The following is a 23,864-nucleotide window of genomic DNA, read 5'->3' on the forward strand; positions in this document are numbered from 1 at the left end:
GTCCTAGAGCGGACGCCCGAGCAGCCTCCGCGCCAGCTCCAGGTCCTCCGCGGGCAGCGCCCGGCCGTCCTCGACCTCCCACAACACGTTCTGCAGCACCCGCCCCAGCGTCCACGCGAGCGCCCGGCCCCGCTCCAGGCCCAGGACCTCCGTCATCGCGTCGAAGCGCCAGCGCACGTCGTCCGGGTCGAAGAGGTTGTTCAGACCGGGCCACAGATCGAAGCCGGGGTCGCCCGCGAGGGGCTTGGGGTCGATGGCGAGCCACGGCTCGCGCTCGGCCGCGAGGACGTTGTCGAAGTGCAGGTCCCAGTGCAGCATGCGGTCCCCGGGCTCGCCCACGACCTCGCGCACGGCGTCCGCGCACCGCGCGACGAGCGCCCGCTCCGCCGGGTCTGCGATCTCCTTGAGCGCGGCCGGGGTGTCGTCCAGCATCTGCCCGGCGATGTCGCCGAGGGTGCGCATGCCCGCGGGCGCGGGCCCCGCGGTGAGCCGCGCGAGCAGCTCCGCGAGGACGACGACGCCCCGCCGGGCCGCGTCCCTGCCGGCCTCGGCGGACCGGGTCAGCTCCTGGCCGTCACCGGCCCGCTCCAGCAGCATCGTGCCCGTGGTGGCGTCGTGGTCGAGCAGCCGCACCGCGCCGTCGCCGTCCCACACGCGCAGCGCCACCGGCTCGCCCTCGGTCTCCTCGTCGAGGACCTGGAACTTCACCACGGCCGGGGAGCCGTCGGCGCGCTCCACCGGCAGCACGAGCGCGGCCATGCCGTGCATCGAGCCGCCGACGGGCGTCAGCTCCCAGCGCTCCAGGGTGCGCGCGGCAAGGTCCGGCAGGCCCGCGATGAAGGCGCGGCCCGCCTCGCCCGCGTACAGGTGCTGGGATTCGACCAGGGCGTCCGGGACGTGGATCTCGATCACGGGCGCGACCCTACGCAGGGTGCCGCGCGGGCCGCGCCCGATTAATTCCGGCCACCTGACCTGTTCAGGAGATACCGGCGTCCTTCAGGACCTTCCCGAAGTCGGACTCGCTGTACAGGGAGTCGGCGGGCGCCTTCTCGCCGTCGATCTCGACCGTGGGCGTCCCGGAGACGCCGTCGGCGGTGAAGGCCTTCATGGCGGTGGCGACCCACGCCTGGTGCGCATTGCTGGCCACGGCCTTCTCGAACGCGGGGTCCTTGATCCCCGCGGCCTTACCGATCTTCAGCAGGAACCCGGGCGTGAAGCCGTCGTCGCTCTCCTCGGGCTGGTTGGCGAAGAGCCCGGAGTGGAACTGCGGGAACTTGCCCGTGTCCACGGCGGCCCGCAGCGCGTTCGCGGCGTTCTTGGAGCCGTCGCCGCCGAAGTTGTTGTCGAGGAACGAGGCGATCGTGTACTCGACCTTCACGTCACCCGCGGCCAGCGGCCCGACGAGCGCCTGCGCGCCGTTCTCCTCGAACTTCTTGCAGAAGGGGCAGCGCGGGTCCTCGTACACCTTCACGGTGTGCTTCGCCGACGGCTCGCCGACGGTGATCACTCCACCCTCGACCTTCGTGGGCACCTTCGCGAGGTCGTTCACCGAGGCGGGCGGGACCTTCGCCGCCGGTCCGGTGTCCTGGGACGGCGACTTCCCGGCCGGATCGGACGGCTCGGCTGAGGCCGAGGGGGACTTCTTCCCCCCGCCCATCCAGTCGCCGTCGCCGTCGTCGTCGGAGTCGCACCCGGTGACGACGGCACCGAGCAGCGCGACGGCGGCCACCGAGGCGGCCACGCGCCCGGCCTTGCGTACGGCCATGAAAAGCCCTCCAGAACTCCTGAAATCACCACGTACCGCTGAGGGCACCCGAAGTACCGGAAATCTATCCGACCCCTGCCCAGAGCTCCGTGCGCGCAGTAACCTCCCGCCCCATGAGCAGCGCGGACACCGTGAACGGCGGCATCTCCTTCTGGTACGCGGACGACGGGCTCCCGGCGCCCCGCGAGCCCCTCGGCGGTGACACCAGCGCCGACGTCTGCGTGGTGGGCGGCGGCTACACCGGCCTGTGGACCGCGTACTACCTGAAGAAGGCGGCCCCCTTCCTGCGCGTCACGGTCCTGGAGCAGAGGTTCTGCGGCTACGGCGCCTCCGGCCGCAACGGCGGCTGGCTCTACAACGGCATCGCGGGCCGCGACCGGTACGCCGCGCTGCACGGCCACGAGGCCGCCGTCCGCCTCCAGCGGGCCATGAACGACACGGTCGGCGAGGTCGTCCGCGTCGCCGCCGAGGAGAAGATCGAGGCCGACATCCACCAGGGCGGCGTCCTCGAAGTCGCGTACACGCCCGCGCAGCTGGCCCGCCTCAAGGCCTTCCACGCGGCGGAACTGTCGTACGGCGAGGGCGACCGGGTGCTGCGCGGCGCCCGCGAGACCGCCGAGCGGGTGCGCGTCGCCGGAGCCGTCGGCTCGTCCTGGACGCCGCACGGCGCCCGGCTGCACCCGGTCAAGCTGGTGAAGGGCCTCGCGGCGGCCGTCGAGGCGCTCGGCGTGACCCTCCACGAGTCGACGCCGGTCACGGACATCCGCCCCGGGCACGCCGTCACCCCGTACGGCACGGTCCGCGCCCCGTACGTGCTGCGCTGCACCGAGGGCTTCACAGCGTCGCTCAAGGGCCAGCGCCGCACCTGGCTGCCGATGAACTCCTCGATGATCGTGACCGAGCCGCTGCCCGACGACGCCTGGGACGCCATCGGCTGGGCGGGCCGCGAGACCCTCGGCGACATGGCGCACGCGTACATGTACGCCCAGCGCACCGCGGACGGCCGCATCGCCATCGGCGGCCGGGGCGTGCCCTACCGCTACGGCTCGAAGACCGACACCGCGGCCGACCCGGGCCGCACCCAGGCCGCCACCGTCGAGGCCCTGCGCACGCTCCTGGTCCGCTTCTTCCCGCAGCTCACCGGCGTCGGCATCGACCACGCCTGGGCGGGCGTCCTCGGCGTGCCGCGCGACTGGTGCGCCACGGTCGCCCTGGACCGGTCGACGGGCCTCGGCTGGGCGGGCGGGTACGTCGGCTCCGGCGTCGCCACCGCCAACCTCGCCGGGCGCACGCTGCGGGACCTGGTGCGACGGGACTCGGGGCAGGCGGGCGCGACGGACCTGACCGGACTCGCCTGGGTGGACCACCGGGTGCGCAAGTGGGAGCCGGAGCCGCTGCGCTGGCTGGGGGTGCACGGCCTGTACGCGGCGTACCGCGCGGCCGACCGCAGGGAGCTGGCGCGGCCGACGGCGCGCACCACGCGCCTGGCCCGGCTCGCGGACCGCCTCACCGGCCGCGGCTGAGCCGGTCCCGCCTCCCACCGGCCGCAGCGGAAACGGTTCGGGAGGAAGGTGGTGGAGCCCCCTGTCGGATTCGAACCGACGACCTTCGCTTTACAAGAGCGGCGCTCTGACCAGCTGAGCTAAGGAGGCCTGCACGGGCCCCTGAGCGGCCGTGCCCGTGCAGTGTAACCAACGGGACCCCCACCGCAGTCGAAAATCTCGTCGAAGGTCATCCTCTCCGGACTACTGACAGAGCGGTGACCAGCGGGGTAGCGTCACGGGCAGTCCGGATGACTGGACTAGACCCATCCTTTACTCGGATCGTCCGGCACGTTCCTGCCGGTGAAGGGGGCCCTCACCATGGCCACTGTTACGTTCGACAAGGCGACCCGGATCTACCCGGGTTCCACCAAGCCCGCCGTGGACGGTCTTGAGATCGAGATCGAGGACGGCGAGTTCCTCGTCCTGGTCGGCCCGTCCGGCTGCGGCAAGTCCACGTCGCTGCGCATGCTCGCGGGCCTGGAGGACGTGAACGGCGGCGCGATCCGCATCGGCGACCGCGACGTCACGCACCTGCCGCCCAAGGACCGGGACATCGCCATGGTGTTCCAGAACTACGCGCTGTACCCGCACATGACCGTCGCCGCGAACATGGGCTTCGCCCTGAAGATCGCGGGCGTCGACAAGGCCACGATCCGGCAGAAGGTCGAAGAGGCCGCGAAGATCCTCGACCTCACCGAGTACCTGGACCGCAAGCCCAAGGCACTCTCCGGCGGTCAGCGCCAGCGCGTCGCGATGGGCCGCGCCATCGTCCGCGAGCCGCAGGTCTTCCTCATGGACGAGCCCCTGTCGAACCTCGACGCCAAGCTGCGCGTCTCCACGCGCACGCAGATCGCCTCGCTCCAGCGCCGCCTCGGCATCACCACGGTGTACGTCACCCACGACCAGGTCGAGGCCATGACGATGGGCGACCGCGTCGCCGTCCTGAAGGACGGCCTGCTCCAGCAGGTCGACTCGCCGCGCAACATGTACGACCGCCCGAACAACCTCTTCGTCGCGGGCTTCATCGGCTCCCCCGCCATGAACCTCGTCGAGGTCCCGATCACCGACGGCGGCGTGAAGTTCGGCAACTCGGTGGTGCCGGTGAACCGCGAGGCCCTCGCCGCGGCCGCCGACAAGGGCGACCGCACCGTCACCGTCGGCGTCCGCCCCGAGCACTTCGACGTGGTCGAGCAGAACGGCGGCGCCGCGAAGGCCCTCACCAAGGAGAGCGAGGACGCCCCGGCCGGTCTCGCCGTGTCCGTGAACGTCGTCGAGGAGCTCGGCGCCGACGGCTACGTCTACGGCACCGCGGAGGTCGGCGGCGAGCAGAAGGACCTGGTGGTCCGCGTCAACGGCCGCCAGGTGCCCGAGAAGGGCGCCCAGCTCCACGTCGTCCCGCGCCCGGGCGAGACCCACGTCTTCTCCACCTCCACCGGCGAGCGCCTCTCCGACTGACGCGTCCGGAGCGCGCCTAGCGGCGACGGCCGCCGTCGTCAACCGCACCGAAGGGCCCCGTGCTCAGGCACGGGGCCCTTCGCGCGCTCTCGGACATCTCCGAGCGTTGTCGACAAATACCCCGGCACATCAGTCATTTCGTCCGCTGTTCGTCAACATCCATTTCGCCAAACCACATTTCCCCTCACCCGACCGGGTGACTAAATGTCGCCAAATCATCACCTAGCGCTACCCTCACTCGCGTGACGCACTCCGCCAACCACACCCAGAAGCCGCGCCGAGGCCACCGCGGCCCCGGCCGCCGCATCGGGCGCACGCTCGCCCTCGTCCTGCCCGTCGTCCTGGTGCTGTCCGGCACGCTCGCGGTCACCCGGGTCAACTGGTCCGGCAGCTCATCGGATTCGGTCCTCACCGCGTCCGCGGGCGACCTCTCCGCGCCGGCCAGGTCCCGCGGCCCCCACGAGGTGCTGCGCGACCGCCTCCTCCTGGAGCTCCAGGAGAAGAACCCGGGCGTCGCCCTCACCCACCTCCAGCGGGAGGTCGACCGGCACCCGTCGCTCGCCAAGCACTGCGTGTCCATCGCCCGCGCCCTCGGCCGCGCCGCCGTCCGCGCCTACGGCCCGACCCGCGCCCAGTCGTACGCCCGCCCCGTGTGCGACACGTCCTTCGCCACGGGCGTCGCCGCCCACCACAACAGCTGAGGAGCACCGGGCCGACCCCGGCCCCACCCCTAGCACCCCCTGTCAGCGCCGGCCACGTCGGAACCCTGCGCGCCCCAACGCGTAGGGTTCCGTCATGACCACCGGTGACACCCACACAGCACAGCCCACACAGGCCGTGGTCCTGGCCGGCGGCCAGGGTTCCCGGCTGCGCCCGTACACCGATGACCGCCCCAAGCCCATGGTCGAGATCCCCGGCACGGGCACCCCGATCATCGGCCACCAGCTCGCCTGGCTCGCCGCCGAGGGCGTGACGGACGCGGTCGTCTCCTGCGGCCACCTGGCCGAGGTGCTCCAGGACTGGCTGGACACCGCCGACCTGCCGCTGAAGGTCACCACCGTCGTCGAGACGGAGCCCCTGGGCCGCGGCGGCGGCCTGAAGTACGCGGCCGCCCACCTGCCGCACCCCGATCAGCCGTGGTACGCCACGAACGGCGACATCTGGACCCGCTTCTCGCTGCGCGACATGGCGGCCTTCCACGCCGAGCGCGACGCCACCGCCACGCTCGCCCTCGCCCGCCCCCGCATCCCCTGGGGCGCCGTCGAGACCGACGCGTTCGGCCACATCACGGACTTCATCGAGGCCCCGCCGTCCCCGTACCTCATCAACGCGGGCGTGTACGTCTTCTCCTCCGCCTTCACCGCCCTGCTCCCGGACCTCGGCGACCACGAGCGCACCACGTTCCCGCGCCTGGCCCGCGAGAAGCGCCTGGCGGGCTTCCCGCTGCCGCAGGGCGCGTACTGGCGCGCCATCGACACCGCGAAGGACCTCACCGAGGCCGCCAAGGAGCTGTCGGCGCGGAACCGCTGAGCGTCGTCGCGCCGAAGGGCCCCGCACACAAGCCGTGTGCGGGGCCCTTCGCGTACGAGCGACGGCCTCAGCCCAGTACGCCGCCGAGCAGTCCGGGACGCCCGCCGCTGCCGCCGGAGCTGCTGCCGCCGGTCGAGCCGCCCGAACCGCCGGTCGTGCCGCCGGTGGTCCCGCCGCCGGTCGTACCGCCGCTGGAGGTCGGGCCGCTGGAGGCGGCGGGCGGGCGCTCCTGGGTCGGCGCGGGCTGCTGCTGCGCGGGGGCCTGCTCGCCGGTGCCCTGCGTCGCGCTCGGCTGACTGCCGGTGCCGCTGACGCTGCCCGTCTCGGGGGCCGCGTCCGGGGTGCCGGTGGCGCCGCCCTGCGTGGGGCTCGCCGTGCTGCCCTGCGTCGGCGCGCCCGCGGACGCCGAGGGGCTGCTCGCGCCGCCGCGGCGCTCGCGCTTGGCGTCGGGGTCGCCCGGCAGCGGGGAGCCGGGCAGCTCGTTGCGGGGCGCCTCGCCGGGCCCGGGCACGGTCACGCGGTCCGCGTCCCGCACCGCGCCGCCGAGCAGCGAGCCGACGAGCAGCGTCAGACCGACGACGACGGTGCCGACGAGCCCGCCCCTGCGCAGCACCCGGCGGCGCAGCTCCCACAGCGCGGCGCGCGGCCCGAGGGTGCGCCAGGCCTCCCCGGCGAGCCGGGCGTCGACGGAGTAGACCGGGGCGCCCGCGATGATGAGCGGCGACCAAGCGGCGAGGTAGATGATGTCGGGCGCGTCGTACGCCGGGACGGTCTTCCAGCTGACCGTCACGAGGAGCGCGATCGAAAGGAGCATCCCCACCCCGGCGGCGACCCGCTGCCAGAGCCCGAGAACGGTGAGCACGCCCACGATCACCTGCAGGAAGGCGATGACGAGGCCCGCGCCCACGGGGTGCTGGAGCGCCCAGTCCCGCAGCGGCTCGGCGAGCGCCCAGGGGTGCAGCGAATTCAGCCACTTGACCATGGAGCCGCGCTCGCCGCCGTCGAAGTAGACGGGGTCGCAGAGCTTGCCCATGCCCGCGTAGATGGAGATGAAGCCGAGGAAGACGCGCAGCGGGAGCAGCACCACGCCGAGGTTGAGGCGGCGCCCCGGGTAGTAGGCGTGGCGCACCCCGCCCGGCGGCCTGCCGGTCCTGCGCTCCTCCGCCGCGTCGTCGAGCCCGGCCTCGTCCCCGTAGCCGTCGTCGTACGGCTCCTCGACGCGGTGCTCGTCGTCGGCGCTGCCCGGCATCCGCATCTGCGGCAGGAGCCGGGTGGGGCCGTGGTCGCCGCCGCGCGCGCCGATGCCGACGGCGGGGGTCTGCACGGTGTCGCCGTACGGATCGCCGACGTCGACGCGCGGGATGACCTGCGTGGCACCGGCGTCGTCGAAGTGCGGATCGCCGCCGGCCGCCGCGTCCGCCGAACGGCGCACCCCGCTGCCGCGCACGGCCTGCAGCAGTCCGCCCGCGCCGGGGTCACCCGGCTCGGACTTCCCGCTCCAGACGACCGGCGCGCGCCGGCGCGCGGCGCCGCTCGAAGCGCCCACCGCGGGCATGCGCACGGTGTCCTCGGCAGCGCTCAAGTGGCGGGCGACGCGCGGCGATTGGGTCCGCCCGGCCGGGGGCAGCTGGACGCGGAAGCTCGCGTGATTGACGATGACCTGCGCGGGGTCGCAGGGCACCTTCACCATGCTCAGCGCGGGAGCGTCGTCGAACCCTGACGAGCGTCCCCCCGTGGGTGTGCGGGGTGTTCTGGTGTCCACACTCATCTAACCGAGTGACGCGAGGTTTGGACACTGCCTTGACCGCCCGGATCTGTCCGGACCCCGTCAAACCCCGACTTTCCCCGCCCCCGGCGGGGTCGTGGCTCAGCCCCTGCGGCGGGCCGCCTCGTAGAGCACCACGCCCGCGGCGACACCGGCGTTCAGGGACTCGGCCCCGCCCGGCATGGGGATGCGCACGCGGAAGTCGCAGGTCTCGCCCACGAGCCGGGAGAGCCCCTTGCCCTCGCTGCCGATGACGATGACGACAGGGCCTTCGAGGGCTTCGAGGTCCCCGATCTCGCGGTCCCCGTCGGCGGCCAGGCCGACGACCACGATGCCCGCCTTCTGGTACGCCTCCAGGGCCCGCGTCAGGTTGGTGGCCCGCGCCACCGGCGTGCGCGCGGCCGTACCGGCGGACGTCTTCCACGCGCCCGCCGTCATCCCGGCGGCGCGCCGCTCGGGCACGACGACCCCGTGGCCGCCGAAGGCGGCCACGGACCGCACCACGGCGCCCAGGTTCCGCGGGTCCGTCACGCCGTCGAGCGCCACGATCAGCGGGTCCGCGCCCTCGTCGTACGCGGCCGCGGCGAGGTCCTCCGGGTGCGCGTACTCGTACGGCGGCACCTGGAGCACGAGGCCCTGGTGGTTGAGGCCGTTGGTCATGCGGTCCAGCTCGGGCCGCGGGGCCTCCATCAGGTGGATGTTGCCGCGCTCACCGGCGAGCCGCAGCGCGTCACGGACGCGCTCGTCGTTGTCGATGAACTGCTGTACGTACAGCGTGGTCGCGGGCACGCCGTCGCGCAGCGCCTCGAACACCGGGTTGCGCCCGACGACCATCTCGGACGTGCCCTTGGGGCCACCGCGGCGCTGCTGCGGGCGGCCCTGCGCGCGCCGCGCCTGGGCCTGCGCGATGCGCTGCTTGGCGTGCCCCTTGCGCATCTCGGCGGGCGGCGTCGGCCCCTTGCCTTCGAGGGCCCGGCGCCGCTTTCCGCCGCTGCCGACCTGCGCGCCCTTCTTGCCGGACATGCGGCGGTTGTTAGCGGCCATGACCTACCCGTCTGTGTGAAGCGTGGCCGCGTGCGCGAGTGAACGCACGCGGCGTGAATCCGAAGTCGTACTGATGTCGTACATGCAGTGTGCCGCCCAGCGGGCCGGGCGGCACATCAGCGGGTCCCGGCTAGCGCGACCCGAGCGTCCAGCGCGGCCCCGAGGGGCCGTCCTCGATGGCGAGGCCCGCCTGGGCGAGCTGGTCGCGGATGGCGTCGGCGGTGGCCCAGTCCTTGCGGCCGCGCGCGGCCTCGCGCTGGTCGAGCACGAGCCGGACGAGGGTGTCGACGACGCCGTGCAGCTCGTCGCCCGGGCCCTCGCTCCCGGCCGCCGCCCAGTGCGGGTCGAACGGGTCGAGGCCGAGGACGCCCAGCATGGCCCGCACCTCGGCGAGCCGCGCCACGGCGGCCTCCTTGTCGTCCGCGGCGAGCGCGGAGTTGCCCTGGCGGACCGTGGTGTGGACGATCGCGAGCGCCTGCGGGACGCCCAGGTCGTCGTCCATCGCGTCGGCGAACGCGGGCGGCACCTCGGCCGTGGGCTCCACGACGCCCCCGGCCAGCTCCACCACGCGCTGCGCGAAGCCCTCGATGCGGCTGAACGCCGCCTCGGCCTCGCGCAGGGCCTCCTCGCTGTACTCGATCATCGAGCGGTAGTGCGGGGTGCCCAGGTAGTAGCGCAGGACGATGGGGCGCCAGCGCTTGACCATCTCGGAGACGAGCACCGAGTTGCCGAGCGACTTGGACATCTTCTCGCCGCTCATGGTGACCCAGGCGTTGTGCACCCAGTACGTCGCGAAGTCGTCGCCGAAGGCCTTGGCCTGGGCGATCTCGTTCTCGTGGTGCGGGAAGATCAGGTCGATGCCGCCGCCGTGGATGTCGAAGGCGCTGCCCAGGTACTTGTGCGCCATGGCCGAGCACTCCAGGTGCCAGCCGGGGCGGCCCGGGCCGAAGGGCGTGTCCCAGGCGGGCTCGCCCGGCTTGACGGCCTTCCACATGGCGAAGTCGCGCGGGTCGCGCTTGCCGGTGATGCCCTCCTCGGCGGGCTGCTGCATCTTGTCCAGGTCCTGGCGCGACAGCTCCAGGTACCGGGGCCAGGAGCGCACGTCGAAGTAGACGCTGCCGTCGGCCTCGTAGGCGTGGCCGCGCTCGATGAGGCCGCGCATCATCTCGACCATCTCGGTGACGTGGCCGGTGGCGCGGGGCTCGTAGGTGGGCGGGAGGCAGCCGAGGGCGTCGTAGCCGTCGTTGAAGGCGCGCTCGTTCTCGTAGCCGATGGACCACCAGGGGCGGCCCTGGTCCGCGGACTTCCAGATGATCTTGTCGTCGATGTCCGTGACGTTGCGGATGAACGTCACGTCGTAGCCGCGGTAGTCGAACCAGCGGCGCATGATGTCGAAGTTCAGGCCCGACCGGATGTGCCCGATGTGCGGGGCAGCCTGCACCGTGGCGCCACACAGGTAGATCGAGACACAGCCCGGGGTGAGGGGCTGGAAGTCACGGATCTGCCGGGCGCTGGTGTCGTACAGGCGAATCGTCACCACTCCAGGGTAGTGGGCGCCGGGCAGTGCCCCGCTCCCTTGGGGGACGCGGGGCACGCAACCGTGACGTTCCGGCTCGTCAGATGCGGCCGACGACCTTGCGGGGCGTCACGCGGACGACCACGCGCTGCGCGTCGTCCTTGGACGCCGGGTTGAAGTCGGCGTAGTCCTTGCCCGTGTACTTACGCGACAGCTCGTCGATCAGCTCCTGGCCGCCCTCGGTGGTCAGCTGGGCGGTGCCGCGGATCTCCGCGTACGTGTAAGGGGCGTCGAAGGGCTGGAACAGCACCGTCACGCGCGGGTCACGGCGCAGGTTCTTCTCCTTCTGCCGCCCGATGGTGGTGGAGATGAGGACGTCGTCGCCGTCGCGCGTCACCCAGACCGGTGAGAGCTGGGGGCTGCCGTCGGGCTGGATGGTGGCGACGGTGACGAACACGGGCGTGTCGAGCAGGGACTTGAGGTCTTCGGACAGTGCGGCGGACATGGCTTCACTCCTCGGCCTGGTTGATCGCTGGACGAGTCGTACCCCTATCGGATCCGGCAGCCCCGCACCACGGGGCGGGGCTGGTTTCGGCCCCCTCTCAGCCCGTACGGACCACCAGGGCCGTCGCGATGCCGACGAGGCCGTCGCCGCGACCGGGGAAGCCGAGGCCGTCCGTGGTGGCGCCGGAGACGGCGACCGGGGCGCCCACCGCGTCCGAGAGGACCTTCTGGGCCTCCTCGCGACGCTTGCCGATCTTCGGCCGGTCCCCGATCACCTGAACGGAGACATTGCCGATGGTGAACCCGGCCGCGCGGACGATCCGCGCGGCCTCGGTGAGCAGCGTGAGCCCCGAGGCCCCGGCCCACTCGGGCCTGCCGGTGCCGAAGTGGGCGCCGAGGTCGCCGAGCCCGGCGGCGGAGAACAGCGCGTTGCACGCCGCGTGCGCGACGACGTCCGCGTCGGAGTGCCCGGCAAGGCCGGGGCCCTCGCCCTCCCACTTGAGCCCGGCGCACCACAGCTCGCGGCCGTCCTCGAAGGCGTGGACGTCGGTGCCGATGCCGACCTGCGGCAGAGGGTAGGGCGGCGGTTCAGAAGCCATCGTTGGCCCTCCTCCGGGCGAGTACGGCTTCGGCGAGCACCAGGTCGAGGGGGCGGGTCACCTTGAACGCCTCCTCGTGGCCGGGGACGAGCACGACCGGCTCGCCGAGCCGCTCGACGAGCCCGGCGTCGTCCGTGGCGCCCTCACCGACGACGGCGGCCCCGTGGGCGCGGACCAGGGTGGCGCGGTCGAAGCCCTGGGGGGTCTGCACGGCGCGCAGGCGCGCGCGCTCCGGCGTGGCGACGACCGGCTCGGGCTCCCCCGGCGCACCGGGCTCGACCTCCTTGACGGTGTCGGCGACCGGCAGCGCGGGCACGACGGCGGGCGCCCCGTCGCGGACGGCCTCGATGACGCCGTCGACGGTGTCGACGGGCACGAGCGGGCGGGCCGCGTCGTGCACGAGGACGATGCCGACGTCCGCCGGCAGGGCGTCGAGGCCGAGCTTCACCGACTCCTGCCGGGTGGCGCCGCCGGGCACGACGACGAAGTCGGTGCGCTCGGGCAGCGCGTGGTCGGCGAGCAGCGTCTTGACCTCGGCGGCGCCGTCCGGCGGGGCGACGACCACGACGAGCGAGACGGCGCGCGACGCGGCCATGGCGCGTACGGCGTGGATGAGCATCGGCGTGCCGCTGAGGGCGCGCAGGGCCTTGGGGGCACCGGGGCCGAGGCGTACGCCGCGGCCCGCGGCGGGGATCACGGCCGCGGTGCGAGAGGTTACGTCAGACATCGGTTCCGTTCAGGTTTGTGCGCTCGGCCGACATGGGTATGGCCACACCGTGCCGGGCGCGACGCCTTGACCGGACCCTTCCGTGACATCTGGTCGAGCCAGCTGCCCGAGCCCGGCACGCCAAAGTACCGGGGGATCTTTCCTCGCCCACCAACCGCCGGTGAAGTCCGGGGGACGGCGGGGCGCGGCGACCCCCGGGTCCCGGGCGCCTTTCGGGTACGAACATGCCGCAGTGCCCGGCGACACCCCTCAGGGGTCGGCGGGCACTGCGGCAGTTCCTTCATTCCGGACGCGGGCCCACGTGGGGCACGGTATCCGCACGCGCCGGAGCGACGGCTTCGGTCGTCAGGACGCGAGGACCTCGTCGAGCAGGGCCTCGGCCTTGTCCTCGTTCGTGTTCTCCGCGAGGGCGAGCTCGCTCACCAGGATCTGACGCGCCTTGGCGAGCATGCGCTTCTCACCGGCGGACAGTCCGCGCTCACGCTCCCGGCGCCACAGGTCACGGACGACTTCCGCGACCTTGATGACGTCGCCGGAGGCGAGCTTCTCGAGATTTGCCTTGTAGCGACGCGACCAGTTCGTGGGCTCTTCGGCGTACGGCGCGCGCAGTACTTCGAAGACCCGGTCCAGGCCGTCCTGGCCGACCACATCACGCACACCGACGAACTCCGCGTTGTCCGCTGGCACACGTACCGTCAAGTCGCCCTGGGCGACCTTCAGCACCAAGTAGGTCTTGTCCACGCCTTTGATCTGACGAGTTTCGATGGCCTCGATCAGCGCGGCCCCGTGATGGGGATAGACCACGGTGTCGCCAACCTTGAACGTCATGTGACAGGTACCCCTTCCGTGGCTATCCAGGGTAACACGGATACGGCGTCTTCTGAATGGCGTTTTCGCAGGTCAGGGCATATCTCGGGGCTTGACAACAGCAACAGGAACGTGCTGCGGACCGGGTGCGGAAGGGGGTATTCGCAGGTCGGAGCCGCTCTCCGACGGCGGTGAAACGCCCACGTTACACACCCCGCGAGAGCGCCCCAAGGGGACGAACGTCCCGGTTTGCCGGGTTCCCTCAGGTGAACTTCCGCTACTCCGTTCGGTGACCGGGGACACGTGTACGTCCGCCGGTGAGCGGCGAAGTGCGGGCCCCGCCGGAGCGAATCTGAAATTGATCAAGAAGCACGGGCGCCGATGCGCCGGAACCGCGCTCCGATGCGCTTGCCGTTACCCCGATGATCCACCCACTGATCAATTTCCGGTCCGCCGCACATTCCTTAGGGGAAATCCCGGAGACACCACTGACGCGGTTATACGAATGTCGAAACGTGAGGCCAATGGGAAGTGTGGGGCGCCAGAGCCGCCGGAGGCTCGTGACTCCGAGGGGCGGGTCGGGTGCGGCGGCGCGGGAACGGCTCGGTAACCTAAGCGCGCTGACACACCCTTAGGGCAACCCGCCCGCCCTGTATCGCCCACGTTCAAGGAGTTGCCGCCGCCGTGAGCCGCAGCCTTCGACGCGGCGCCCTCGCCGCCACCGCCCTCGCGATCTCGCTCGCCTCGCTCACCGCGTGCGGTGCCGGGAACAACGCGCAGACGATCGAGATCAAGCCGGACAACGCGGCGACCGCCGTCGGCGACATCAAGATCCAGAACGCCATGATCATCACGCAGCCGGACCGCGAGTCGACGGGCCCCGCCGTGGTCGCCGCGACCGTCTTCAACAACGGCCGCACCGACCAGGTCCTGGAGTCGGTCACGGTCGACGGCACCGGCAAGAAGGCCGCCCTGAGCCCCGCCAAGGGCGACCGCCCCGGCAAGAAGGGCAAGGGCGGCGGCCTGGTCGTCCCCGCCGGCGGCTCCATCGTCATCGGCGGTAAGGACAACGCGTCCGCCGTCCTGCCGAGCAGCCGCGAGTCCGTCGAGGACGGCAACGCGCAGCCCGTCACCTTCGGCTTCAGCAAGACCGGTGACGTCAAGCTGAAGACGTTCGTCGTCCCGGCCGAGAGCTACTTCGAGAAGTGGGGGCCGACCGAGCTGCCGAAGGCGCCGGACGCCAAGCCGTCCGGCTCCCCTTCCGGCAAGCCCTCCGGCAAGCCCTCGGGCAAGCCTTCCGAGGGGGCCTCGGGCACTCCGGCGGGCGGCGCGTCGGGCTCGCCCGAGTCGCAGCAGTCCGGCGAGGCGCAGGCGCCTGCCGACGGGGCGGACGCGGAGGCCGGTGCCTCGCACGAGGCCGCTGGGCACTGAGGTTTCGCACGTAGCGCGCGGAAGGGCGGGAACCCCGAGGGGTTCCCGCCCTTCCGCGTATCTGTGTCCGTCTGTGACCTGCGGGCCGTGTGTGGCTGGGCGCGCAGTTCCCCGCGCCCCTTCGGGGCGCTCCTGCTCGGGGTGGTTTACGGCTCGAACTTGTAGCCCAGGCCTCGTACCGTCACCAGGTAGCGGGGGGCGCCGGGGTCCGGCTCGATCTTGGCGCGCAGGCGCTTGACGTGGACGTCGAGCGTCTTGGTGTCGCCCACGTAGTCGGCGCCCCAGACGCGGTCGATGAGCTGCATGCGGGTCAGGACGCGGCCCGCGTTGCGCAGCAGCATCTCCAGGAGGTCGAACTCCTTGAGGGGCAGGTCGACCTTGGAGCCGGAGACCGTGACCACGTGCCGGTCGACGTCCATGCGAACCGGGCCCGCCTCCAGGGCCTGCGGGGTGACCTCCTCCGGCTCTCCCCGGCGCCGCAGGACGGCGCGGATGCGGGCCACCAGCTCGCGCGACGAGAAGGGCTTGGTGACGTAGTCATCGGCTCCTATTTCGAGTCCGACGACCTTGTCGATCTCGCTGTCCTTGGCGGTGACCATGATCACCGGGACGTTGGAGCGGCTGCGCAGCTGGCGGCAGACCTCCGTGCCGGGCAGGCCCGGCAGCATCAGGTCGAGCAGGACGAGGTCGGCGCCATTGCGCTCGAATTCGTCGAGTCCGTCCGGGCCGGTGGCCGCGATCGCGACCTCGAAGCCCTCTTTGCGGAGCATGTACGACAGGGCGTCGCTGAAGGATTCCTCGTCCTCGACGACGAGCACTCGGGTCACGGAAGGACCTCCGGGGCGGCAGGAATGGGTTCGTATGCGGTTGTGTCGTCGGGCCTGGCGCCCTGGTATGCGCCCTCACGGCCGGGGCCGTGCCCGGCTCCGCGGTCGCGGGTCGCGCCCGCCTCGGGCAGGCGCAGGGTGAAGGTGGAGCCCTGTCCCTCCGAGCTCCACACGGTGACCTCCCCGCCGTGCGAGGCCGCCACGTGCTTGACGATGGCGAGGCCGAGTCCCGTGCCGCCGGTGGCGCGGGAGCGGGCCGGGTCGACGCGGTAGAAGCGCTCGAAGATGCGCTCCTTGTCCTTGTCCGAGATGCCGATGCCCTGGTCCGTGACCGCGACCTCGATGAGGTCCCCGCCGGGGGCGTTGACCCGCCGGGCGGCGATCCCCACGCGCGTGCGGGCGGGCGAGTAGTTCACGGCGTTCTCGACGAGGTTGCCGAGGGCCGCGGCGAGCTGGCCGCGGTTGCCCCAGACGTGCAGCTCCGCGGTGCCTCCGGCGGCCATCGTGATCTGCTTGGTGCCCGCCTGGTGGCGGCAGCGGTCGATGGCCTCGGCGACGAGCTCGTCCACGCGGACGGGCTCGGCGTCCTCCAGGGGGTCGTCGTTCTGCACCCGGGAGAGGTCGATCAGCTCCTGCACGAGGTTGGTCAGGCGGGTCGCCTCGTTCTGCATGCGGCCCGCGAAGCGCTCGACGGCCTCGGGGTCGTCCGCGGCGTCCATGACGGCCTCGGAGAGCAGGCTGAGGGCGCCCACCGGGGTCTTCAGCTCATGGCTCACGTTCGCCACGAAGTCGCGGCGCACGGCCTCGATGCGACGGGCCTCGGTGAGGTCCTCGACGAGCAGCAGTACGAGCCGGGAGCCGAGCGGGGCCACGCGCGCGGAGACCGCGAGGGCGTCGCCCCTGCCGGTGCCACGGCGCGGCAGGTCCAGCTCGACCTGTCGTATCTCGCCGTCGCGCCGGGTGTCCCGGGCCATCTGGAGCATCGGCTCGACGGCCAGCTTCCCGCCGCGCACGAGACCGAGCGCGTACGCGGCCGAGCTGGCCTTGACCACGCTGTCCGCCTCGTCGAGGACGACGGCGGAGGAGCGCAGCACGGAGAGCACGGTGTCGACGCCTGGTGGCAGCACTGCGTCTGTGTGCAGGGAGGTCCTGGTGGGGCGTTTCTGGTCGCGTTCGCTCCAGCGGAACGCCAGCATGGCGATGACACCGGTGCACACCCCGGCGATCGCTGCCGCTGCGGCGACCGCCGCGTTCACGTCCATGCCTCCAGGTTATGCGGGGTCGGAGCACCAGCCACAGCCATCCGAGTGGCCCCTCGAACAGTCGTCGCTCAGAGTTCACCGAGGGGACAGTGATGGTTCATTTTGCATGGCCGGGGTGGCGGAGCGGCTGAATCCGGCGCGGAGGGGGCGTCGCCCAGCGTTCACCTCGACGACAGGGGCGATTCACTTGTGATGCCGGTAACGGACGCGTCCGCGTCACACCGTGGGAGCGTAGGGGAGAACCCCTGATGACGTAGGGGCCAGCCCCTGTGACGTACGAGAGAGGGACAGCCAGATGCGTGACGCGTACCACGAGGAACTTGACTCGATCGGCGAGGGACTGGTCGAGATGGCCCGGCTCGTCGGGTCGGCGATCGGGCGCGCCACCACGGCCATGCTCGATGCGGATCTGAAGCTGGCGGAGAGCGTGATCGCCGCCGACCAGAAGGTCGACGACCTCCAGCACGACCTGGAGGCCCGCGCGATAGCCCTGCTGGCCCGCCAGCAGCCCGTCGCCACCGATCTGCGCATCGTCGTGACCTCGCTGCGCATGAGCGCCGACCTGGAGCGCTCCGGCGACCTCGCCCAGCACGTGGCGAAGCTCGCGCGGCTGCGCTTCCCGGAGTCGCCGGTGCCGCGCGACCTGCACGCGACCATCCTGGAGATGGGCCAGCTCGCACAGCGCCTGATGGCCAAGGCGGCGGAGGTCATCATCACCAAGGACGTCGACCTGGCGCTCCAGCTGGAGCAGGACGACGACGAGATGGACCTGCTGCACCGCACGCTCTTCCAGCACCTCATGGACGACCGCTGGAAGCACGGCATCGAGACCGCGGTCGACGTGACGCTGCTCGGCCGCTACTACGAGCGGTTCGCGGACCACGCGGTGTCGGTGGCGAACCGGGTCGTGTACCTGGTGACCGGCGAGCACGCGGACGAGCTCCAGTCGGGCAACGCGCCGGTGGAGGGGGCCTGATCCCTGGGCGCGGGCGGGTGGGGCGCGGCCGGGTGGGCTGAGCGCCGCCCTGTGCGTGGGGCACGGCCGGGAGCGCTGGACTCCGCTGGGGGCGCTGGGCTCGGCCTCTTGCGCTGAGCTCGGCTCCTTGCGCTGGGCTCCGCCGTGTGCACTGGGCTCCGCCGGTGCGCTGGGCTCGGCTGGCGCAGGGGCTGTCGGTCCTGACCGGTGCCCGCGCTCCGCGCGCCGGGGGCGGTCCCACCCGCCCGCCTCCACCCGGACAGAGGCCCATCCACCGACGACAGGCCTCACACCGAGGCCGGGTGGCCCCACCCGGCGCACCGGCCCCTAGGCCGCCACGCAAGGCTCCGCGCCGAGCGCCGGGGCGGTCCCACCCGCCCGCCCCCACCAGGTCACGCGCCCGGCTGGGCCCGGCGAAGCCAAGGAGTTTCGGGTGGGCGGGTGGGAGAGGCCCCCGGAGGGGGGCGTGGCCGGGCAGGGGGACGGGCGCAGGGCCAGGGCCCGGCGCCCGTCGTTGGCTGGCCCAGCGGAGCGTCAGCCGCAGCCGCCGCCGCACTGGCAGGGCCCACCCGACTGACAGCCACAGCTACAGCCAGGACCGCACTGGCAACCGTTCGTACAGGTGTCGCGCTCGGGGGATTCGGCCATGGTCTCCTCCTCGAAGGCGTGAGGCGTACTGCCTGCTATCCATTCCATGCATCGAGCAACGGGGCGCGTCAACGGCGCACACGAGCGCGCCAAGCCCCAAGCGCGCCGCTCGCCGCCTCCCGTGCAACCCCCGCCTCCCTCGTCATAGACATGGCTCGATTTGCGCTGTGCAACGGGGCGTCTCAGCCTGGGCAGTCGACCCGTGACCGTTTTCGTGCTTCCTGTGGGGCCTCCGCTGCGCTCGCCGCGACGGCTGCGGCGGACTCTGACGAGACCCTGCCCGCCCCCCTCACTCGGCCCTGCTCGAGCCCGGCAGACCGCTGCCCGAGCGACGTCGGCTGCGCCCGCGAAGACGTAACGCGGCAAGCCCCTCGCCCGCATACGCGAGTGACGGCATGAACGCCCGGCCCGGGTGGCTGTCTACGTCGACGTCGGCCGCGACGCGACGACGCTCCCCCTGGACGAGAGCGGCAAGGTCTACGACTCCGGCGTGAGCGTTCACGGCCCGCTTGGGCAAGACGTACAAGACCGCATGGCCGAGATCCGGGCCGACTCGTGCGGCGCGGGCGACTCCCGTACGAAGGCGGCGAACACGAAGGCTACGGCGTACGCCCCCGTCACGGTTTCCGCTCCGCGCGATGAAGATGACGTACCGCCAGGCCGCAAGCAGCGCCTGGAGATCCAGATCTACGCGGACGGCCGCTGGCAAGGAGAAGCCGCGACATGCTTCAAGCTGCACCCCGACGGCACGTCGGGCGACAACGTCAGCTCGACGACGCACGGAGCCTGGCAGCACCTGTACGTCACCCGCTGACCGACGCCGGGCACACGGACTGACGCGAAGCAGGGCTACCCCGCACGTAGAGCCCTCGCCGCCGCCCGCCGACAGGCCCTCGGAGGACCCGTGCCGCGTGATGCTCGGCACCCTTCAGGTCTACTCCAGCCGAGGTCGATTAGCCATATGTCTTTTGGGTATGAGCTCCCCGACGGCGGCTGTCAAGCATGGGCCATTAGAGTACCTCGAAGTGATGACGGCTGAATGAACCCGTACGATGGGTAGGTTTCGACACCCTAAGTGCAGACCCGCTGTCACACAGTCGAAGGAGCACCATGCCCACGGTCGTGGACCCGAGCCTCAATCGCCGCAAGCTGCGTCTCGCCCTCAAGGCGGCACGTGACAAACGCGGTCTGACTCAGCGCGAGGCGGCGGACACTCTGGAGTGGTCGCTGTCGAAGCTCATCCGCATCGAAGCGGGCACGGTGAGCCTCTCGGTCACGGACCTGCGCGCGATGCTCCACGAGTACGGAGTCGACGACCCAGGCGTCGTCGCCGAGCTGGAAGAGGCCGCCCGGGGCAGCAAGGGCCAGTCCTGGTGGACGGATTACAAGGACGTCATCAGCCAGCCGTTCACCCAGTACCTGGGCTATGAGAGCGCGGCGACGGACATCCGCGGCTATCACCCGAGCCTGATCCCCGGACACCTGCAGACCGCGGACTACATCACCGCGCTTTTCGAGGTCGGCCAGCCCATCTCCAAAGCCCAGCAGCGCATCGACCTCCGTCTGGCCCGGCAGGAGCGGATCTTCCAAGAGGGCGGCCCCCGAGTGGAGATGATCCTGGACGAGGCGGCGTTGCGCCGCCAGGTCGGCGGGCCGGCGGTCATGCGCCGCCAACTGGCCTTCCTGAAAGAGCTGATCACGGAGGGCAGGGCCATCCTGCGTGTCCTGCCCTTCACTGCGGGTGCTCACGACAGCTTGGACAGCAGTTTCTTCCTGCTGGGTTTCCAGGACGACGAGGACGTCCTCTACGTGGCGGGCCCCGGCGGCGTGTCCACGATCCGGGACGACCGCGAGATCGTGGCCCGCTATCAGGAGTGCTTCGAGGACTTGCGGAGCAAAGCGCTCCCCGAGGAGGACTCCGCAGCATTGATCGACGGCCTCATCGAACAATTCCAGCGCACCTGAAGCCACATCAGTGTGGTGGCGGGGCTCAGGGGAAGGCATGACGATGAAGAAGGGGCGCGCCAAGCGCGGCGGACCGGAGCTGAGGCCCGATCCCGCGCGCGTCAGCACCACACGCCCCGCCGCCCCTGGGCCCCGCGACCCGGCGGAGCTGTCCGCGGTCGTCGGACTGCTGCTCAACGGCCGCGAGACATGCGCACGGCTACTCCGTTGGAAGAAGGCGGAGGCCGACAGCAGGATTCGGCGCAGGCGCGCACACACGGACGACATGATGCGTGTCATCCGCTTCCTCGTGGTGGCGATCGTCTTCTTCTCCGCCGTCTCGGTCCTGATCGCCTACGCCGGCATACGGATGGGCGTTCCGCCAGAGATCTGCTGGTTCGGCACCATGACGGGAGCACCGATGCTGGTCAGAACGTTCATCAAGCTTTTCGAGACGGTGCGTCCCTCCCTACCGGACGCGCCCAGAGACCCACCACCCAATGACGTGCCCTAGCAGGGGACTTGGTCCACCACCAGCCCGCGGCAGCGGCCGCCGCCACCAGCACCGCCAGCCAGATGGCCAACCGCACCCACGCGCTTCCGCCCAGCAGGGACGCACCCGCGCCGAAAGCCGAGGCGAGCGCGCCGGTCACCAGGCAGTACCCGAAGATCCCGGGTTCCCCGCCCTTCGCCGACTCTCGCCGCTGACTACTCATCGCGCATCCGGTCGTGTCCGAGTCGTTCATCGCCGCGCCTGGTATCGCCCCAGGTCCGAGAACAACGCTAGCGCCAAGAGCCAGGCACTCCTGGTGAAGGTGAGCATGGGGTCGTCCGTGCGCGTCGAGTCACGTACCAAGACCACCCCGGGGCACACTGCCACCTCACAGCAATTTGGGTCGTTGTCTCTGTTGCTGTAGCTACTCCTCCGCCAGGAAACCGCACCCCGATCCTCAGCCAATGCCGCCCCCTCTCACCCACCAAGGTGCCGCTCTCCTGGCAGCCTGCTGCGTCGGGAGACCGCGCTGGGCGCCCCAGGCCCCTGCCAACGCAAGGCTCGTTCCGAGAAGCGCTGTACGTGTAACAGGTCCTACCCGCTGTGGCGCCCACTTCAACAGGCCGCTACCGGCCACGGCACACACCACGCACCCGACGGCTCCGAAACAGACGCTCGTACGACGTCTTCCCTCCAGCGTCAGCCGCATGGCATGCTCCCGCCCAACGCAGACATGAACGTCATTCATATACATAGACCGCGAGAGCGGCGGTGGGAACCGGGGGGACTATGGCCGACCTCAGCAGACGCGGTGTCCTGGCGGGAGCCGCCGCCGTCGCGGCCGCCGTCGCGACCGGGCCCGCAGCGGCCGCGGCGCCCCGACCGGCCGAGCTGTGGCGGGAGTTCGCCGGGAATCCGTACGGGCACCCGCAGATCCCGTACGTGGGGCGTGCCGGATACCGCGGTGGCGCCCGTCGCTTCCGTCGCCCGCGCGCCGTCTTCCCCGTCCGCCACTACGGCGCGCGGCCCGGCGCCGGGGCGGACGCCGCGCCCGCGATCAATCGCGCCCTCGCCGCCGCCGGAAGGGCCGGCGGGGGCACGGTCCAGCTCGGACCGGGCGCGTACCGGATCGACGACGTCCTCCGGATCGCCCACGACGGCGTCGTCCTGCGCGGCGCGGGCAGCGGTCGCACCACGCTCGTCGCCACCCGCCACCTCACCGAGCTGATCGGCCCCTACGGCAGCCGCTACGGCGGGGACAAGTCCAGCTGGTCCTGGGCCGGCGGGCTCATCTGGCTGTGCCCGCAGCAGCGTTGGGACTCCCTCGTCGCCGCGATCAGGGCCGAGGACTGGCCCTTCGAGGGGTGGACCGGGAACAAGCGGGACCAGTGGCGCGCCCTCACCGCCGTCTCCCCCGCCCGCCGCGGCGACCGGTCCGTCCGCGTCACGGACCCCGCGCGCGTGCGCCCCGGCGACCTCGTCCTGCTCCGCCTCTCCGACGACCGCGGCCACACCCTCCTGGAGCACATGGCGGGCGGTGGCCCGGGCCCGGAGGCGTACGTCTGGGACGACAAGACGAAGCTGACGTCGTACGTCCCCTACGAATGGCCCGTACGGGTCGCCGGGGTGCGGGGGCGCGAGGTCGCCCTCGAACGGCCGCTGCCGCTCGACGTGCGGCCCGAGTGGGAGCCGCTCCTCACCACCCATGTGACCGCCCTGACCGGCTCCGGCGTCGAAGGGCTCACCCTGGAGGCCGTCCGGACGCCGCAGTCGCCGCACCTCCTCGACAAGGGGTTCAACGGCGTCACCTTCCAGTGCGCGTACGACTGCTGGGCCGACGACGTGCGCGTGCGCCACGTGGACAACGGCTTCGGGCTCGTCGCCGCGTCCGCCTGCACCCTGCGCCGCACCTCCGTCGGCGGGCGCGGCGCGCACCACCCGTACTTCTGCCGCGAGGGTTCGCACGACAACCTGATCGAGGACTTCCGTATCGAGCGGCGGACCGTGCCCGCCCCCGCGGGGACGCAGCTGCACGGCATCAACGTGGAGGGTCTGTCCTCGTACAACGTCTGGTCGCGCGGCCACATGGAGACGGGCACCTTCGACACGCACCGGGGCATGCCGTTCGCGAACGTCCGCACGGAGATCGTCGTCACCAACGACGGGCGGCACGGCGGCGACGCAAGCGCCGGGCCCCTCTACGGAGCCCGGTTCACCCACTGGAACGTCACTGTCGTCAACCAGCGCGCCGGACTGGTCAAAATTGACGGCATCGCGCCGTACAGCGCCACGGTCGGCATCTCCCACGTACGGGAGTTCGACCAGATCGACGTGCCGGACTTCTCCGGGGAGCTCAACTCCCGGATCGAGGCGTACGGTTCGCCCGCCGCCGTCCGGCCGCGGAATCTGTACGAGGCCCAGCGCGCCCTGGAGCGCTGACGGGCCCCGGCGGGGGCTCAGCCGAAGGGGACGAGGCGGACGACGGTCACCGTCAGGACCGAACCCGACACGTAGTAGAGGACGATCGCGCCGCCGACCGTCGCCTCCCTGCGGTCCCGCTCCTGGTCCACGGACGCCGAACCGTGCCCGTACGGGTCGCGGCCGAGGGTGCGCTCCATCGCCGCCCGGAACTGGTCGGCGTCGCCCATCTTGGCGAGGGTGTCGTCGGCGGGCGGCGCGTAGGTGATGCGGTAGCTCCGGCTCCGGTGACGGCTCACGCGATGCTCCGCCTCTCGGCCTCGTCGGCCGCGAGGCGGTCGAGGACCGCCTCGGCCTCCGGGTCGGGCACGGCCTCCAGCATCCAGTGCCGCATCACCGAGTGGATCTCGTCGACGCCCGCTCCGTTGATGGCCCGGTCGAAGTCCGCGCGCCTGTCCTCGGGGAGGGCGGCGCGGATGTCCGGGATGGTGTTGGGCACCTCGACCTCCTCGCCGCCGACGAAGGTCTTCAGTGGTTCGGCCATGGTCGGGTCACTCTCCCTGGGGTCCCTGGACGGTCCCGGCGCTGATCTCACCGTAGCGGCCGGGA

Annotated in this window: 24 protein-coding genes and 1 tRNA gene; 10 read left to right on the plus strand and 15 right to left on the minus strand. The window is 71.8% G+C overall.

The genetic code is table 11. From position 1 onward, the window contains the following. Positions 1–3 precede the first annotated feature (3 nt). Together CP982_RS19995 and CP982_RS20000 are read right to left on the minus strand one after the other, a co-directional pair. Positions 4–912, minus strand: coding sequence for an aminoglycoside phosphotransferase family protein (locus CP982_RS19995; RefSeq protein ID WP_150511804.1), 909 nt, complete (start codon positions 910–912; stop codon positions 4–6). Between the two features lie 64 nt (positions 913–976). Then, a complete protein-coding gene (locus CP982_RS20000) occupies positions 977–1,765 on the minus strand; it encodes a DsbA family protein (protein ID WP_150511805.1) in 789 nt (262 codons plus the stop codon). 113 nt (positions 1,766–1,878) lie between these two features. Here CP982_RS20000 and CP982_RS20005 point away from each other — a divergent pair, with 113 nt between their 5' ends. After that, positions 1,879–3,288: an NAD(P)/FAD-dependent oxidoreductase gene (locus CP982_RS20005; protein ID WP_150511806.1), complete on the plus strand. Its 1,410-nt coding sequence runs from the start codon at positions 1,879–1,881 to the stop codon at positions 3,286–3,288. Positions 3,289–3,340: 52 nt separating this feature from the next. On the opposite strand, the gene CP982_RS20010 is transcribed toward CP982_RS20005, so the two are convergent. Continuing rightward, positions 3,341–3,417 (minus strand) — tRNA-Thr (locus CP982_RS20010). A gap of 210 nt (positions 3,418–3,627) precedes the next feature. Here CP982_RS20010 and CP982_RS20015 point away from each other — a divergent pair. The 3 genes from CP982_RS20015 (at position 3,628) to CP982_RS20025 (ending at position 6,294) form a co-directional block, all read left to right on the plus strand. Then, complete coding sequence (locus CP982_RS20015) at positions 3,628–4,764, plus strand: ABC transporter ATP-binding protein (protein ID WP_150511807.1); 1,137 nt, start codon at positions 3,628–3,630, stop codon at positions 4,762–4,764. Positions 4,765–5,006: 242 nt separating this feature from the next. Next, entirely contained in the window at positions 5,007–5,465 is a 459-nt protein-coding gene (locus tag CP982_RS20020; protein ID WP_150511808.1) for a hypothetical protein, read from the plus strand. Between the two features lie 94 nt (positions 5,466–5,559). Next, positions 5,560–6,294, plus strand: a complete 735-nt coding sequence (locus CP982_RS20025; RefSeq protein ID WP_150511809.1) for a nucleotidyltransferase family protein — start codon at positions 5,560–5,562, stop codon at positions 6,292–6,294. 67 nt (positions 6,295–6,361) lie between these two features. Here CP982_RS20025 and CP982_RS20030 read toward each other — a convergent pair whose 3' ends face one another. The 7 genes from CP982_RS20030 to CP982_RS20060 all read right to left on the minus strand — a co-directional run bounded on the left by CP982_RS20030 (position 6,362) and on the right by CP982_RS20060 (position 13,277). Continuing rightward, complete coding sequence (locus CP982_RS20030; protein ID WP_150515590.1) at positions 6,362–8,056, minus strand: DoxX family protein; 1,695 nt, start codon at positions 8,054–8,056, stop codon at positions 6,362–6,364. A 105-nt stretch (positions 8,057–8,161) separates the two neighbouring features. After that, positions 8,162–9,103, minus strand: coding sequence for a 23S rRNA (guanosine(2251)-2'-O)-methyltransferase RlmB (rlmB, locus tag CP982_RS20035; RefSeq protein WP_150511810.1), 942 nt, complete (start codon positions 9,101–9,103; stop codon positions 8,162–8,164). A 130-nt stretch (positions 9,104–9,233) separates the two neighbouring features. Further along, positions 9,234–10,640: a cysteine--tRNA ligase gene (gene cysS, locus CP982_RS20040; protein WP_150511811.1), complete on the minus strand. Its 1,407-nt coding sequence runs from the start codon at positions 10,638–10,640 to the stop codon at positions 9,234–9,236. Between the two features lie 79 nt (positions 10,641–10,719). Next, positions 10,720–11,124, minus strand: coding sequence for a PPOX class F420-dependent oxidoreductase (locus CP982_RS20045; RefSeq protein WP_150511812.1), 405 nt, complete (start codon positions 11,122–11,124; stop codon positions 10,720–10,722). Positions 11,125–11,221: 97 nt separating this feature from the next. Further along, positions 11,222–11,722, minus strand: a complete 501-nt coding sequence (gene ispF, locus CP982_RS20050) for a 2-C-methyl-D-erythritol 2,4-cyclodiphosphate synthase (RefSeq protein ID WP_150511813.1) — start codon at positions 11,720–11,722, stop codon at positions 11,222–11,224. Beyond that, positions 11,712–12,449 (minus strand): 2-C-methyl-D-erythritol 4-phosphate cytidylyltransferase, encoded by a 738-nt coding sequence (gene ispD, locus CP982_RS20055; protein WP_150511814.1) that lies wholly within the window; start codon positions 12,447–12,449, stop codon positions 11,712–11,714. Before ispD ends, ispF begins: the two co-directional genes overlap by 11 nt. Before the next feature lie 345 nt (positions 12,450–12,794). Beyond that, positions 12,795–13,277 (minus strand): CarD family transcriptional regulator, encoded by a 483-nt coding sequence (locus CP982_RS20060; RefSeq protein ID WP_003953493.1) that lies wholly within the window; start codon positions 13,275–13,277, stop codon positions 12,795–12,797. Between the two features lie 663 nt (positions 13,278–13,940). Here CP982_RS20060 and CP982_RS20070 point away from each other — a divergent pair. Then, complete coding sequence (locus tag CP982_RS20070) at positions 13,941–14,687, plus strand: copper chaperone PCu(A)C domain-containing protein (RefSeq protein ID WP_150511815.1); 747 nt, start codon at positions 13,941–13,943, stop codon at positions 14,685–14,687. Positions 14,688–14,833: 146 nt separating this feature from the next. Here the strand turns inward: CP982_RS20070 and phoP are convergent, their stop codons facing one another. Together phoP and phoR are read right to left on the minus strand one after the other, a co-directional pair. Beyond that, complete coding sequence (phoP, locus tag CP982_RS20075; protein ID WP_030682312.1) at positions 14,834–15,514, minus strand: two-component system response regulator PhoP; 681 nt, start codon at positions 15,512–15,514, stop codon at positions 14,834–14,836. Beyond that, positions 15,511–16,776, minus strand: coding sequence for a two-component system sensor histidine kinase PhoR (gene phoR / locus CP982_RS20080; protein WP_150511816.1), 1,266 nt, complete (start codon positions 16,774–16,776; stop codon positions 15,511–15,513). The genes phoP and phoR overlap by 4 nt, the downstream gene beginning before the upstream one ends. 295 nt (positions 16,777–17,071) lie before the next feature. Between phoR and phoU the strand changes: the two genes are divergently transcribed. The 4 genes from phoU to CP982_RS20100 all read left to right on the plus strand — a co-directional run bounded on the left by phoU (position 17,072) and on the right by CP982_RS20100 (position 20,858). Further along, entirely contained in the window at positions 17,072–17,752 is a 681-nt protein-coding gene (phoU, locus tag CP982_RS20085) for a phosphate signaling complex protein PhoU (RefSeq protein WP_150511817.1), read from the plus strand. A gap of 1,060 nt (positions 17,753–18,812) precedes the next feature. After that, entirely contained in the window at positions 18,813–19,214 is a 402-nt protein-coding gene (locus tag CP982_RS20090) for a hypothetical protein (RefSeq protein ID WP_150511818.1), read from the plus strand. A 296-nt stretch (positions 19,215–19,510) separates the two neighbouring features. Continuing rightward, on the plus strand, positions 19,511–20,365 hold the full coding sequence (locus CP982_RS20095; RefSeq protein ID WP_150511819.1) for a helix-turn-helix domain-containing protein: 855 nt from the start codon (positions 19,511–19,513) through the stop codon (positions 20,363–20,365). A 37-nt stretch (positions 20,366–20,402) separates the two neighbouring features. Then, positions 20,403–20,858 carry a hypothetical protein gene (locus CP982_RS20100; protein WP_150511820.1) on the plus strand — a complete coding sequence of 152 codons (456 nt, stop codon included), beginning with the start codon at positions 20,403–20,405 and terminating at the stop codon, positions 20,856–20,858. 228 nt (positions 20,859–21,086) lie between these two features. On the opposite strand, the gene CP982_RS20105 is transcribed toward CP982_RS20100, so the two are convergent. Next, positions 21,087–21,302 (minus strand): DUF397 domain-containing protein, encoded by a 216-nt coding sequence (locus tag CP982_RS20105; protein WP_150511821.1) that lies wholly within the window; start codon positions 21,300–21,302, stop codon positions 21,087–21,089. A gap of 324 nt (positions 21,303–21,626) precedes the next feature. Between CP982_RS20105 and CP982_RS20110 the strand changes: the two genes are divergently transcribed. Further along, positions 21,627–23,276 carry a glycosyl hydrolase family 28-related protein gene (locus CP982_RS20110; protein WP_150511822.1) on the plus strand — a complete coding sequence of 550 codons (1,650 nt, stop codon included), beginning with the start codon at positions 21,627–21,629 and terminating at the stop codon, positions 23,274–23,276. 17 nt (positions 23,277–23,293) lie between these two features. Here CP982_RS20110 and CP982_RS20115 read toward each other — a convergent pair whose 3' ends face one another. Beyond that, entirely contained in the window at positions 23,294–23,485 is a 192-nt protein-coding gene (locus CP982_RS20115) for a hypothetical protein (RefSeq protein ID WP_150515591.1), read from the minus strand. 65 nt (positions 23,486–23,550) lie between these two features. Then, on the minus strand, positions 23,551–23,799 hold the full coding sequence (locus CP982_RS20120) for a hypothetical protein (protein ID WP_150511823.1): 249 nt from the start codon (positions 23,797–23,799) through the stop codon (positions 23,551–23,553). Positions 23,800–23,864: the final 65 nt, after the last annotated feature.

The sequence above is a fragment of the Streptomyces spectabilis genome (assembly GCF_008704795.1).
Classification (GTDB): domain Bacteria; phylum Actinomycetota; class Actinomycetes; order Streptomycetales; family Streptomycetaceae; genus Streptomyces; species Streptomyces spectabilis.